This is a genomic window from Streptomyces sp. NPDC088400 (assembly GCF_044753355.1).
Taxonomy (GTDB): Bacteria; Actinomycetota; Actinomycetes; order Streptomycetales; family Streptomycetaceae; genus Streptomyces.
The window spans coordinates 472,737-485,830 of the sequence record NZ_JBIVMZ010000004.1 but is presented as its reverse complement, the minus strand read 5'-3'; the positions used below and the strand labels follow the sequence as shown (position 1 = coordinate 485,830).

The following is a 13,094-nucleotide window of genomic DNA, read 5'->3' as shown; positions in this document are numbered from 1 at the left end:
TCCGCCCGAGGGCGGGTGGCGCGTGCGTGGTCATGACCGGCGGGCAGGGAGCTTTGCGACCCATATGATCCCTTTTATGGGAGAAGCCCGTTTGGCTGCCGTTCGTGCGAGCCGTGGTACCGACCGCTCGCGCCGTAGTGCGGCCTTCGCCGTCTGGTATTTGCGCGCCGTCGCGTTCATCAACTTCCTGAGTGCCGTCTGGGTCTCCCTCGGCCAGGATCTGCGTCGGCACAACATCGACAACTACTTCACCCCGTACCTGCTCACCGCGGGCTTCGCCTCCGGCGCCTTCACGCTCTTCCTGGCGGTCACCATGCGCCGCCGCAAGCGTGCCGCCTGGATTCTCAATCTCGTCCTCGCCGGGCTCTTCCTGCTGCTGTTCGCGTTCGTGATGACCTTTCCCGAGATCAGGCGGTATCCGCAGAACTGGATCTCGCTGGTTCTCACCGCCCTGTTCGTGTGCGCGCTGCTGCTGGGGCGGCGGGAGTTCTACGCGAAGGGCGACCGCGCCAACCCGAGGCTCGCCGCGGCCGTGGCGGCCGGGGGACTGCTGGTCGCCTCGTTGCTGGCGGCACTGCTCGTCACCGTCACCAACACCGCGCCCGGCGACTCGGCCTTCACCGAGCGCTGGCGTTACGGGACGATGCGGCTGGTCTCGCTGACCGCCGACGGCGCCCGCTTCCCCGGGATCGCGCCCCCGGGCTGGGTCGATGTGGCCGTCAACGTGCTGTCCACCCTGTTGCTGCTCGCCGTGCTGTACGCGGCGTTCCGGTCGCGCCGCGCCGTGGATCCGCTCACCGACGGGGACGAGGAGAGGCTACGGGTCCTCCTCGACCGGTACGGCGAGCGCGACTCGCTGGGCTACTTCGCGCTGCGCCGGGAGAAGAGCGTCATGTGGTCCCCGACGGGGAAGGCCGCCGTCACCTATCGGGTCGTCGGCGGGGTCTCGCTGGCCTCGGGCGATCCGATCGGCGATCCGGAGGCCTGGCCGGGGGCGATCGGGCCCTGGCTGGCACAGGCGCGCGAGCACGGCTGGATCCCGGCCGTCATGGGGGCGGGCGAGGAGGCCGGGACGATCTACGCCCGGCAGGGGCTGGACGCGCTGGAGCTGGGCGACGAGGCGATCGTGGAGACCGCCGACTTCACCCTGGACGGGCGCGCGATGCGGACGGTACGGCAGGCGTACAACCGGGTCGCGCGGGCCGGTTACCGGGTCCGCGTCCGGCGCCACGAGGACATCCCCGCCGACGAGATGGCCGAACTGCTGCGCCGTGCCGACGACTGGCGCGACGGCGCGACCGAGCGCGGCTTCTCGATGGCGCTGGGGCGGCTCGGCGATCCGGGGGACGGGCGCTGCGTCATGCTCGAATGCCGGGACGCGGGCGGCGAGTTGAGGGCTGTGCTGAGCTTTGTGCCGTGGGGACCCAAGGGGCTCTCGCTCGATCTGATGCGCCGTGACCGGGCCGGCGAGAACGGTCTGATGGAGTTCATGGTGATCGCGCTCCTCCAGCGCGCCGGGGAGATCGGCATCGCTCACGTCTCACTCAACTTCGCGCTGTTCCGGTCGGTTTTCGAACGTGGCGGGAAGCTCGGCGCGGGGCCCGTCCTGCGGCTGTGGCGTTCGCTGCTCAGTTTCTTCTCCCGCTGGTGGCAGATCGAGTCGCTCTACCGTGCCAACGCCAAGTACCGGCCGGTCTGGGTGCCCCGCTTCCTGCTCTTCGAGAAGAGCGCCGACCTGCCGCGCATCGCTCTCGCGGCGGGCCGCGCCGAGGGTTTTCTGGCGGCTCCTGGGCTGCCCGGCCGGCTGCGTCGGGGGCGGCTGGAGTCCCGGCGGCCGGAAGCGTGAGGCGTGAGGCGTGCGGCATGAGGCGTGCGGCGTGCGGCGTGCGGCGTGCGGCGTCATCAGGATGCGAACGGCCTTCAGGAGTGCGGGCGTTCGTCGTCCGGGGCTCCGCCGATCCAGTCCTGGATCCGGCGGCGCGGGCCAGCCCAGCGGACGTCCCGGCGGTAGGCGCGCAGGGCGGACCTCGCCCGCGCCTTGGGGCGCCCGCGGTAGAAGCGCCGGGCCCACGGCGAATCCGGCCGGGCCAGCCGGATCGCGGCGATGAGCGCCACGAAGGGCACCAGTGCGCCGATCAGCGCAAGACGCAGCTTCCCCTTGAAGAGCGTGACGAGCACGAAGAGGAAGTTGAACAGGAGCGTCGCGATCACCGAACCGCGACCCTGTTCCTGCTCCGGCGTCAGGGAGTTGACGTCGAGCGGCGAGAACCCACTGAGTACCAGCAGTGCCAGCGCGGCGGCCAGGACCACGACCTCCACGCTCTGGCGGCCCTGCTCGGTCCAGTAGACGTCGTGGAGATGCAGGATCAGCGCGAACTCGTCGAGTACGAGCCCGGCGCCGAGCCCGAAGATCACCGCGCAGACCGAGGCCGTGACGCCGTGCCGGCCGCTGCCGACCGCGCCGAAGCCGCCGATCACGGTCAGGACGACCCCCGGGACCACATGGTGGATGTGCGTACCACCCGTCGAGATGTTCCGGAACGGCCCCTTCCCGGCCCGGATGAGCCGGGTGACCGTACGGGTCAGCGCGAAGGTCAGCACGAACGAGGCGAGGGCGAGCAGCGTGGGGAGCTTGCCGGGCTCGACGATGTTCCGGCTGAACCAGTGCCCCATGCCGCCCGCTCCCCTGCCCCGTATAAAGCTGTCCCGTACAAAGCTGCCCCGTACAAAGCTGTCCCGTATAAAGCGATATGGGCAATTTAGCCCCTTCGGTTTCCGTCTGTCGGTGCAGTCCGGGCTAGCCTTCGCGCGATGACCTCCCCAGACGGCATACCTGCGAACAGCGGACGCGCTCCGGTGGCCGACGGCGTACGTTTCGCCTTCGGCACCCTCACCGTGCTTCCGGTCCGCGTGACGCGCTGGGACCGCCCGGCCGCCCGTACGGGCATGCTCTGCGCCCCGGCCGCCGGACTCGTCGTGGGGCTGGGCGCCGCGGCCCTCGGCGGTCTGCTGCTCCTCGCCGGAGCCGCGCCCCTGCTCGCCGCGGTGGCCTCGGTCGCCGTCCCCGCCGTCCTCACCCGCGGCCTGCATCTCGACGGCCTCGCGGACACGGCGGACGGCCTCGGCAGCGGCAAACCGGCCGACGACGCGCTGCGGATCATGAAGCAGTCGGACATCGGGCCGTTCGGGGTGATCACGCTGCTGCTGGTGCTGCTGGCCCAGGTCGCGGCGGTGGCCGAGCTGTACGGGGAGAGCTGGGCGCGCGGTGCGGTGGCCGTCGTCCTGGCCGGGGTCACCGCCCGGCTCGCGCTCACCCTCGCCTGCCGTACGGGCGTGCCTCCGGCCCGGCCCGACGGGCTGGGAGCGGCGGTCGCGGGCGCGGTCCCCGTACGGGCGGCGGCGGTCACGGGCCTGTCCGTCACGGCGGCCTGCGCGGTGGCGGGCACGGGCTTCGGGACCGTGGGCGCCGCGCACCACGCGCTGGCGGTCCTGGCCGGGCTGGGCGCCGCCCAGGCGCTGCTGCACCACTGCGTACGGCGCTTCGGCGGCGTCACCGGGGATGTCTTCGGGGGCCTCGCGGAGACGGCCGCGACCGTCGCGCTGGTCGCGCTGACGCTGGGCTGACAGGCGGGCGTACAGGCGGTTCACGTACGTGCGCACGAGTGCGCCGCCGCCCCTGTGAGCGACGTACATCACTGAGCGTAGGCTCATTCTCGCCGCGTTTCGGGCCGAATGACGATGCGGCGGGCACGGTCGGTCCACCGCTCGACCGCCCAGGAACTCAACGGAAGCGAGATTTCACCACCGTGACTGCTCTCACTCTCAGCACTGCCGGTGCGGCGACGCTGCGCGCCGACGTGATCGTCGTCGGCGTCGCCAAGGGCGCCAAGGGACCGGTCGTGGCGCCGGGCGCCGAGGCCGTTGAAAAGGCGTTCGACGGAAAGCTCGGCACCGTACTGGAGACCCTCGGTGCCGCCGGTGGCGAGGGCGAGGTGACCAAGCTCCCCGCGCCCTCGGGCCTGAAGACACCGGTCGTCCTCGCGGTCGGGCTGGGCGCGGCCCCGGGCAAGGGCGAGACGTACGGCTCCGAGGCGCTGCGCCGCGCCGCCGGTGTCGCCGCGCGCGCCCTCCCGGGCGTCAAGAAGGCCGGGTTCGCGCTGCCCGTGGAGTCGTCCGAGGGTGTCGCGGCCGTCGCCGAGGGCGCCCTGCTCGGCGCGTACGCGTTCACCGTCTACCAGGGCGGCGAGAAGAAGGCCAAGCGGGGCGACCGGGGTCCGAAGCAGCCGCTCGCCGAGATCGCGCTCCTCGGTACGAAGCCGCGCGACAAGGCCCACAAGGCCGCGGCCGAGCGTGCGATCGCGCTGACCGAGGAGCTCAACCGCGCCCGCGACCTGGTCAACACCCCGCCGAACGACCTCACCCCCGAGGCCTTCGCCGCGGTGGCCACCGCCGCCGGCAAGGACCACGGCATCAAGGTGCAGGTCCTCGACGAGAAGGCGCTCGCCAAGGGCGGCTACGGCGGCATCCTCGGCGTCGGCAAGGGCTCCGAGAACCCGCCGCGGCTGGTGAAGCTCGCCTACACCCACTCCGACGCGAAGAAGACACTCGCGCTCGTCGGCAAGGGCATCACGTACGACTCGGGCGGCATCTCGCTGAAGCCCGCCGGTCACAACGAGACCATGAAGTGCGACATGAGCGGCGCCGCCGCGGTGTTCGCCGCCGTCGTCACGGCCGCGCGCCTCGGCCTGCGCGTCAATGTCACCGGCTGGCTGGCCCTCGCGGAGAACATGCCGTCCGGCTCGGCCACCCGGCCGGGTGACGTCCTGCGCATGTACAGCGGCAAGACCGTCGAGGTCCTCAACACCGACGCCGAGGGCCGCCTGGTCCTGGCCGACGCGCTGACCCGCGCCTCGGAGGAGAACCCGGACGCGATCGTGGACGTGGCGACCCTGACCGGCGCGATGATGCTGGCGCTGGGCAGCCGTACGTTCGGGATCATGGCGAACGACGACGCGTTCCGTACGTCCGTCCACGAGATCGCGGAAGAGGTCGGCGAGGCGTCCTGGCCGATGCCGCTCCCCGCCGACCTGCGCAAGGGCATGGACTCCCCCACGGCCGACATCGCGAACATGGGCGAGCGGATGGGCGGCGGGCTGGTCGCCGGGCTCTTCCTGAAGGAATTCGTCGGCGAGGGCATCACGTGGGCCCACCTGGACATCGCGGGTCCGGCGTTCCACGAGGGGGCGCCGTACGGCTACACCCCCAAGGGCGGCACGGGGTCCTCGGTGCGGACGCTGGTGAGGCTGGCGGAGCGTACGGCGTCGGGCGACCTGGGGTAGCTGTCTCGGGGGCCGGGGTGCGGGGCGCCGCCCGGCGGGTGCGGGGCGGGTTTGTGGTGGGTGCGGGGGCCGCGGCCTCCGGAGGCGCATGTCCGGACTGCATGATTTACGCCGCGTGCGGGTGTGCTTTTCGGGTGCGGGTTCGCGAGCGGCACAAATCACGCTCTACGTCCGGACACGTCACCTCCTGCGGCCCCGTCCCCCTCCCGCCGGTCGCCCGTCCGCGGCCCGGTGGGGTGAGGGGTGGTCCGGGACGGGCGGTGAGTGGGTCGTGCAGGGGGTGCGTCCGGGACGTGGAGCGTGATTTACGGCACACCTCGACCGGTCGCCCGAGAGCCGGTCCGTACGGTGCCGTAATCATGCGGTCCGGGACGCACCCCCGGAACGACGCCCGGCGACAACCTGTACGGGAATCACCGGGCCCCATCCACCGCCCACCCGCGACCACCGCCCCCGTCGGACGGCGAACCCGCACCGTCGTCGGCTCGCGCACCGTGCAAAGATGGGTTACCGGCAGGACAGGGCCCCCACCACAGGGCCGGAAGACAAGCGGCCGAATACCAGCCGCCGCCCGGTCATCGGAGACCGCGCTCGGCGCACATGCATGGAGGACGTGACGTGGCGAACGACGCCAGCACCGTTTTCGACCTAGTGATCCTCGGCGGCGGTAGCGGCGGTTATGCCGCGGCGCTGCGCGGAGCGCAGCTGGGCCTGGACGTCGCCCTGATCGAGAAGAACAAGCTCGGCGGCACCTGCCTGCACAACGGCTGCATTCCCACGAAGGCCCTGCTGCACGCCGGTGAGATCGCCGACCAGGCGCGCGAGGCCGACCAGTTCGGTGTCAAGGCCACCTTCGAGGGCATCGACATCGCGGGTGTGCACAAGTACAAGGACGAGGTCGTCTCGGGCCTGTACAAGGGCCTTCAGGGCCTTGTCGCCTCCCGCAAGGTGACGTACATCGAGGGCGAGGGACGGCTCTCCTCCCCCACCTCCGTCGATGTGAACGGCCAGCGTGTCCAGGGCCGCCACGTCCTCCTCGCGACCGGCTCCGTGCCGAAGTCGCTGCCGGGCCTGGAGATCGACGGCGACCGCATCATCTCCTCGGACCACGCGCTGACGCTGAACCGCGTCCCGAAGTCCGCGATCATCCTGGGCGGCGGCGTCATCGGCGTCGAGTTCGCCTCGGCCTGGAAGTCCTTCGGCTCCGAGGTCACGGTCGTCGAGGGCCTCAAGCACCTCGTCCCCGTCGAGGACGAGAACAGCTCCAAGCTGCTGGAGCGCGCCTTCCGCAAGCGCGGCATCAAGTTCAACCTCGGCACGTTCTTCGAGAAGGCCGAGTACACGCAGGACGGCGTCCGCGTGACGCTGGCCGACGGCAAGACCTTCGAGGCGGAGGTGCTGCTGGTCGCGATCGGCCGCGGCCCGGTCTCGCAGGGGCTCGGCTACGAGGAGCAGGGCGTCACGATCGACCGCGGCTATGTCGTCGTGGACGAGTACATGCGTACCAACGTGGAGACGATCTCGGCGGTCGGTGACCTCGTCCCGACCCTCCAGCTCGCGCACGTCGGTTTCGCCGAGGGCATCCTGGTGGCCGAGCGGCTGGCCGGTCTGAAGACCGTCCCGATCGACTACGACGGTGTGCCGCGCGTCACGTACTGCCACCCCGAGGTCGCCTCCGTCGGTATCACCGAGGCCAAGGCCAAGGAGATCTACGGTGCGGACAAGGTCGTCGCCCTGAAGTACAACCTCGCGGGCAACGGCAAGAGCAAGATCCTCAAGACCACGGGCGAGATCAAGCTCGTGCAGGTCAAGGACGGCGCCGTCGTCGGCGTCCACATGGTCGGTGACCGTATGGGCGAGCAGGTCGGCGAGGCTCAGCTGGTCTACAACTGGGAGGCTCTGCCGGCCGAGGTCGCGCAGCTCATCCACGCGCACCCGACCCAGAACGAGGCGCTCGGCGAGGCCCACCTGGCCCTGGCCGGCAAGCCCCTCCACTCCCACGACTGATCCAGTCCGGGCTCGACGACCACTACCGCACATTCGATAGGAGCACCTGAAACCATGGCGGTTTCCGTAACCCTGCCGGCGCTCGGCGAGAGCGTCACCGAGGGCACTGTCACCCGCTGGCTGAAGGCCGAGGGCGAGCGCGTCGAGGCCGACGAGCCGTTGCTCGAGGTCTCCACCGACAAGGTCGACACCGAGATCCCGGCCCCGGCCGCCGGCGTGCTGGCGTCCATCAAGGTCGCCGAGGACGAGACGGTGGAGGTCGGCGCCGAGCTGGCCGTCATCGACGACGGCACGGGCGCGCCCGCTGCCGAACCGGCGCCCGCCGCCGAGGCGGCTCCCGCGCCCGCCCCGGCGCAGGAGGCCCCGAAGGCGGAGGCCCCGGCCCCCGCCGCCGCGCCCGAGCCCGCCGCCGCCCCGGCCGGTGGCGCCTCCGGTACCGACGTCACGCTGCCCGCGCTGGGCGAGTCGGTCACCGAGGGCACCGTCACCCGCTGGCTGAAGGAGATCGGCGACTCGGTCGAGGAGGACGAGCCGCTGCTCGAGGTCTCCACCGACAAGGTCGACACCGAGATCCCCGCTCCGGCCGCCGGTGTGCTGCTGGAGATCGTGGTGGCCGAGGACGAGACCGCCGAGGTCGGCGCCAAGCTCGGCGTCATCGGTGCCGCGGGTGCCGCTCCGGCCCCCGCCGCGGCTCCGGCCGCTCCCGCGCCCGCCCCGGCGCAGGAGGCCCCGAAGGCCGAGGCACCCGCCCCGGCCCCGGCCCCGGCCCCGGCTCCCGCGCCTGCCGCTCCGGCACCGGCCCCCGCGCCGGTCCAGGCCGCCCCCGCGGCTGCCGCTCCGGCTCCGGCTCCGGTCCAGCCCGCCGCCCCGGCCCCGGCTCCCGCCGCGACCGCCGGTGACGACGGTGCGTACGTCACGCCGCTGGTCCGCAAGCTCGCCGCCGAGAATGGCGTCGACCTGGGCTCCGTCAAGGGCACCGGCGTCGGCGGCCGTATCCGTAAGCAGGACGTCACCGCCGCCGCGGAGGCCGCCAAGGCCGCCGCTCCGGCTCCGGCCGCCGCTCCCGCCCCCGCGGCGAAGGCGCCGAAGCTGGAGGCGTCCCCGCTGCGCGGTCAGACCGTCAAGATGACCCGCATGCGCAAGGTCATCGGCGACAACATGATGAAGGCGCTGCACACGCAGGCTCAGCTGACCTCCGTGGTCGAGGTGGACATCACCAAGCTGATGCGTCTGCGCGCGCAGGCGAAGGACTCGTTCGCCGCCCGTGAGGGCGTCAAGCTGTCCCCGATGCCGTTCTTCGTGAAGGCGGCGGCCCAGGCGCTGAAGGCCCACCCGGTCATCAACGCCCGGATCAACGAGGACGAGGGCACGATCTCGTACTTCGACTCGGAGAACATCGGTATCGCGGTGGACTCGGAGAAGGGTCTGATGACCCCGGTCATCAAGGGTGCGGGCGACCTGAACATCGCCGGTATCTCCAAGAAGACCGCGGAGCTCGCGGGCGCGGTGCGCGCCGGCAAGATCACCCCGGACGACCTGGCCGGCGCGACCTTCACGATCAGCAACACCGGTTCGCGCGGGGCGCTGTTCGACACGATCATCGTGCCGCCGAACCAGGTCGCCATCCTGGGCATCGGTGCCACCGTCAAGCGTCCGGTGGTCATCAACCACCCGGACCTGGGCGAGACCATCGCGGTGCGCGACATGACGTACGTCGCGCTCTCCTACGACCACCGTCTGGTGGACGGCGCGGACGCCGCCCGCTACCTGACCGCGGTCAAGGCGATCCTGGAAGCCGGCGAGTTCGAGGTCGAACTCGGCCTGTAAGGCTCAAGGCGAGTGAGCCGAAGGGGCGCGCCGCTGTCGTAAGGGAGAGCGCGCGCAGGTTTGTGAGGTACGAGCAAACCGAGCACGGTCGACCGTCGACAGTGGCTTGCAGCGCCCCGGAGGCGAACCGAGCCCCAAAAAAGAGGCGAGTGAGCCGAAGGGGCGCGCCGCTGTCGTAAGGGAGAGCGCGCGCAGGTTTGTGAGGTACGAGCAAACCGAGCACGGTCGACCGTCGACAGGGGCTCAAAGCGCCCCGGAGGCGAACCGAGCCCTCAAAAGAACACGCAGGCAACGGTGCCCCCGTCCGGATCTCTCCGGACGGGGGCACCGTCGTATGCCGCCGCCGTATCGTTCACCCATCGACCGCTGCCCCCAGGAGCGTTTCATGACCCAGCCCGTCATCCACTCGCTGCGCGAACAGATCCGCGAGCACATCGTGGAGGGGATCGTCAGCGGCCGCTGGAAGCCCGGCGAGCGGATCGTGGAGCGGCGGATCGCGACCGAACTGCAGGTCAGCCAGACGCCCGTGCGGGAGGCGCTGCGTGAGCTGGAGAGTCTGCGGCTGATCGAGTCGGCGCCCAACAAGGGCGTACGGGTGCGGAATCTGACCGCGGCCGATCTGGAGGAGAGCTATCCGGTACGGGCGGGGCTTGAGCAGATCGCCGCGGAACTGGCCGCCGGGCGCCTCGCGGTGGACTGCTCGGCGCTGGAGCCGCACGTGACGGCGCTGTACGAGGCGGACCGCCGGGCCGACGGTACGGCGCAGGTGCGGCACACGGTGGGTTTCCACCGGGAGCTGGTGCGCGCGGCCGGTAACAGCGTGTTGCTGCACACCTGGGAGGGGCTGGGCATCGAGGTCTTCACCGCGCTGTCGATCCGCTGGCTGGGGACCGTGCAGAAGTCGTACGCCGAGGAGCACCAGGAGCTGGTCGAAGCGTTCCGGCGGCGGGATCCGGGCATTGGCTCACTGGTGAAGGACCATGTGCTCGGATGCGCACCGCGCGCCTGATTTGCCCCTTCCGTCAGGATTACTCACCGTCACTCGGTGCCCTGTCTCGCGGCACGGAATGCCAACTTTCTCCATATCGGGAAGTTTTACCCTTCAACCCTTTGATCGATCATCGATCAGCAACCTAGAGTCGACGACGGGCTGCACCCAGCCCTTCGCCCTGTCCTGCCAGACAAGGCTTTTCTCCACCCCCCTCCTGTCCGGAAGGCGGCGTCCATGACTGACCCCGTTGGCAAACTCCCGAGTGAGCTCGACCAGCTCCCGGACCGTGATACCGAGGAGACCGCCGAATGGGCGGCCTCGCTCGACGCCGTCACCGAGCACGCAGGATCGCACCGTGCCGCGTACCTGATGCGGCGCACCCTCCAGCACGCGGGAACGGCCGGGGTCCCGGTGCCCGAGCTGCTGGAGAGCGACTACGTCAACACCATCCCCACCGCCGCCGAGCCCGCCTTCGAGGGCGACGAGGCGATGGAATCCCGGATCGCCGGCTGGAACCGCTGGAACGCGGCCGCGATGGTCACCCGTGGCTCCCGCTTCGGCGTCGGCGGCCACATCGCCACGTTCGCCTCGGCGGCCTGGCTGTACGAGACGGGCTTCAACCACTTCTTCCGCGGCAAGGAGGGGGACGGCTCCGGCGACCAGCTCTACATCCAGGGCCACGCCTCCCCCGGCATCTACGCCCGCGCCTTCCTCGACGGACGGCTGAGCGAGCAGGACCTGGACAACTTCCGCCAGGAGGCGGGCGGCAAGGGCCTGCCCTCGTACCCGCACCCGCGGCGGCTGCCCTGGCTCTGGGAGTTCCCCACCGTCTCGATGGGCCTCGGCCCGCTCTCCGCGATCTACCAGGCGCGCTTCAACCGCTACCTGACCAACCGCGGCATCAAGGACACCTCCGCCTCGCACGTGTGGGCGTTCCTCGGTGACGGCGAGATGGACGAGCCGGAGTCGACGGCCGCCCTCGCCCTCGCGTCCCGTGAGCGGCTGGACAACCTGACCTTCGTCGTCAACTGCAACCTCCAGCGTCTCGACGGCCCGGTCCGCGCGAACTTCAAGATCGTGCAGGAGCTTGAGGCCCAGTTCCGCGGCGCCGGCTGGAACGTCATCAAGTCGCTGTGGGGCTCCGCCTGGGACGAGCTGTTCGCCCTGGACACCACGGGCGCGCTGGTACGCCGGCTGCGCCAGGTACCGGACGCGCAGTTCCAGACGTACGCGACCCGCGACGTCGCCTACATCCGTGAGCACTTCTTCGGCGCCGAGCCAGCCCTCGTCGAGCTGGCGAAGCTGCTGCCCGACGCGAAGATCGCCGAGTGTTTCTTCACCTCGCGCGGCGGCCACGAGGCCCGCAAGGTGTACGCGGCCTACCGTGCGGCCGTGGCCCACGAGGGCGCGCCGACCGTGATCCTCGCGCAGACCGTGAAGGGCTACACGCTCGGCTCCGGTTTCGAGTCGCGCAACGCCAACCACCAGATGAAGAAGCTCTCGGGCGAGCAGTTCCGCACCATGCGGGACCTGCTGGAACTCCCCATCCCGGACTCGAAGCTGGACGACAGCCTCGTACCGTACGGGCACCCCGGCGCCGACTCCCCCGAGGTCCGCTACCTCCAGGAGCGGCGCGCGGAGCTGGGCGGCCCCGCCCCGGCCCGTCGGGTGCACCCCGTCGCGCCGCTGCCCGAGCCGTCCGAGAAGGCGTTCCAGTCGGTCTACAAGGGTTCGGGCAAGCAGTCCGTGGCGACCACCATGGCGTTCGTCCGGCTGATGAAGGACCTGATGCGGGACAAGGAGACCGGCAAGCGCTGGGTCCCGATCGTCCCGGACGAGGCCCGCACCTTCGGTATGGAGGCGCTGTTCCCGTCGGCCGGCATCTACTCGCCGATGGGCCAGACGTACGACCCGGTCGACCGCGACCAGATCATGTACTACAAGGAAGCCAAGGACGGCCAGATCCTCAACGAGGGGATCACCGAGGCCGGTTCGATGGCCGACTTCATCGCCGCCGCGACGTCGTACTCGACGCACGGCGAGACGATGATCCCGTTCTACATCTTCTACTCGATGTTCGGCTGGCAGCGCACGGGCGACCAGATGTGGCAGCTCGCCGACCAGCTCGGCAAGGGCTTCATCGTCGGCGCCACCGCCGGCCGTACGACCCTGACGGGCGAGGGACTCCAGCACGCGGACGGCCATTCGCACCTGATCGCGGCCACCAACCCGGCCTCGCTCAACTACGACCCGGCCTTCGCGTACGAGGTCGCGGTGATCGTCAAGGACGGTCTGCGGCGGATGTACGGCCCCGACGCCGAGAACGTCTTCTACTACCTGACGGTCTACAACGAGCCGATGCCGCAGCCCGCGATGCCCGAGGGCGTCGAGGAGGGCATCGTCAAGGGCCTGTACCGCTTCAAGGAGGGCACCCCGGCGGCGGCCGACGCCCCCCGCACCCAGCTGCTGGCGTCCGGTACGGCGATCCACTGGGCCCTGGAGGCCCAGGAGCTGCTCGCCGCCGACTGGGGAGTCACCGCCGACGTCTGGTCCGCCACCTCCTGGGGCGAGCTGCGCCGGGACGCGCTGGCGGCCGACGAGGCGCTGCTGCACGGCGAGGAGCGGGTGCCGTACGTGACCCGCGCGCTGGCCGGCGCACCGGGCCCGGTCCTCGCGGTGAGCGACTGGATGCGTCAGGTTCCGGACCAGATCAGCCAGTGGGTCGAGCAGGACTACACGTCGCTCGGTACGGACGGCTTCGGCCTGTCCGACACCCGCGAGGCGGCCCGCCGTCACTTCGGTGTCGACGCGCGGTCGATCGTGGTCGCGGCGCTGGCGCAGCTGGCCCGCCGGGGCGAGGTCAAGCCGGAGCGGATCGTCGAGGCACGGGAGCGCTACGGCCTCTGAGCGATGTGCCGGTCGTCCGGCCG

8 protein-coding genes are annotated in these 13,094 nt (G+C 71.0%); 7 read left to right on the top strand and 1 reads right to left on the bottom strand.

The features are described 5' to 3' along the window. Window positions 1-76: 76 nt before the first annotated feature. Window positions 77-1,846, top strand: a complete 1,770-nt coding sequence (locus ACIQD6_RS13450) for a phosphatidylglycerol lysyltransferase domain-containing protein (RefSeq protein WP_401881519.1) — start codon at window positions 77-79, stop codon at window positions 1,844-1,846. A 74-nt stretch (window positions 1,847-1,920) separates the two neighbouring features. On the opposite strand, the gene ACIQD6_RS13445 is transcribed toward ACIQD6_RS13450, so the two are convergent. Further along, window positions 1,921-2,673, bottom strand: a complete 753-nt coding sequence (locus tag ACIQD6_RS13445) for a hypothetical protein (protein ID WP_401881517.1) — start codon at window positions 2,671-2,673, stop codon at window positions 1,921-1,923. 138 nt (window positions 2,674-2,811) lie between these two features. Here ACIQD6_RS13445 and ACIQD6_RS13440 point away from each other — a divergent pair, with 138 nt between their 5' ends. From ACIQD6_RS13440 to aceE, 6 genes are all read left to right on the top strand, one after another. Further along, window positions 2,812-3,624: an adenosylcobinamide-GDP ribazoletransferase gene (locus tag ACIQD6_RS13440; protein ID WP_401881515.1), complete on the top strand. Its 813-nt coding sequence runs from the start codon at window positions 2,812-2,814 to the stop codon at window positions 3,622-3,624. A gap of 182 nt (window positions 3,625-3,806) precedes the next feature. After that, window positions 3,807-5,339 (top strand): leucyl aminopeptidase, encoded by a 1,533-nt coding sequence (locus tag ACIQD6_RS13435; RefSeq protein ID WP_401881513.1) that lies wholly within the window; start codon window positions 3,807-3,809, stop codon window positions 5,337-5,339. A 618-nt stretch (window positions 5,340-5,957) separates the two neighbouring features. Further along, window positions 5,958-7,346 (top strand): dihydrolipoyl dehydrogenase, encoded by a 1,389-nt coding sequence (gene lpdA / locus ACIQD6_RS13430; protein WP_401881511.1) that lies wholly within the window; start codon window positions 5,958-5,960, stop codon window positions 7,344-7,346. 54 nt (window positions 7,347-7,400) lie between these two features. Beyond that, complete coding sequence (gene sucB / locus ACIQD6_RS13425; protein ID WP_401881509.1) at window positions 7,401-9,173, top strand: 2-oxoglutarate dehydrogenase, E2 component, dihydrolipoamide succinyltransferase; 1,773 nt, start codon at window positions 7,401-7,403, stop codon at window positions 9,171-9,173. A 385-nt stretch (window positions 9,174-9,558) separates the two neighbouring features. Next, window positions 9,559-10,182: a GntR family transcriptional regulator gene (locus tag ACIQD6_RS13420; protein ID WP_401881507.1), complete on the top strand. Its 624-nt coding sequence runs from the start codon at window positions 9,559-9,561 to the stop codon at window positions 10,180-10,182. 216 nt (window positions 10,183-10,398) lie between these two features. Beyond that, window positions 10,399-13,071 (top strand): pyruvate dehydrogenase (acetyl-transferring), homodimeric type, encoded by a 2,673-nt coding sequence (gene aceE, locus ACIQD6_RS13415; RefSeq protein ID WP_401881506.1) that lies wholly within the window; start codon window positions 10,399-10,401, stop codon window positions 13,069-13,071. The last annotated feature ends 23 nt before the right edge of the window (window positions 13,072-13,094 follow it).

What these genes read in the sequence shown, in the direction of transcription:
- ACIQD6_RS13450 (WP_401881519.1), top strand. Translation starts at nt 77, where the DNA reads ATGGGAGAAGCCCGTTTGGCTGCCGTTCGTGCGAGCCGTGGTACCGAC.
- ACIQD6_RS13445 (WP_401881517.1), bottom strand. Translation starts at nt 2,673, where the DNA reads ATGGGGCACTGGTTCAGCCGGAACATCGTCGAGCCCGGCAAGCTCCCC.
- ACIQD6_RS13440 (WP_401881515.1), top strand. Translation starts at nt 2,812, where the DNA reads ATGACCTCCCCAGACGGCATACCTGCGAACAGCGGACGCGCTCCGGTG.
- sucB (WP_401881509.1), top strand. Translation starts at nt 7,401, where the DNA reads ATGGCGGTTTCCGTAACCCTGCCGGCGCTCGGCGAGAGCGTCACCGAG.
- ACIQD6_RS13420 (WP_401881507.1), top strand. Translation starts at nt 9,559, where the DNA reads ATGACCCAGCCCGTCATCCACTCGCTGCGCGAACAGATCCGCGAGCAC.
- aceE (WP_401881506.1), top strand. Translation starts at nt 10,399, where the DNA reads ATGACTGACCCCGTTGGCAAACTCCCGAGTGAGCTCGACCAGCTCCCG.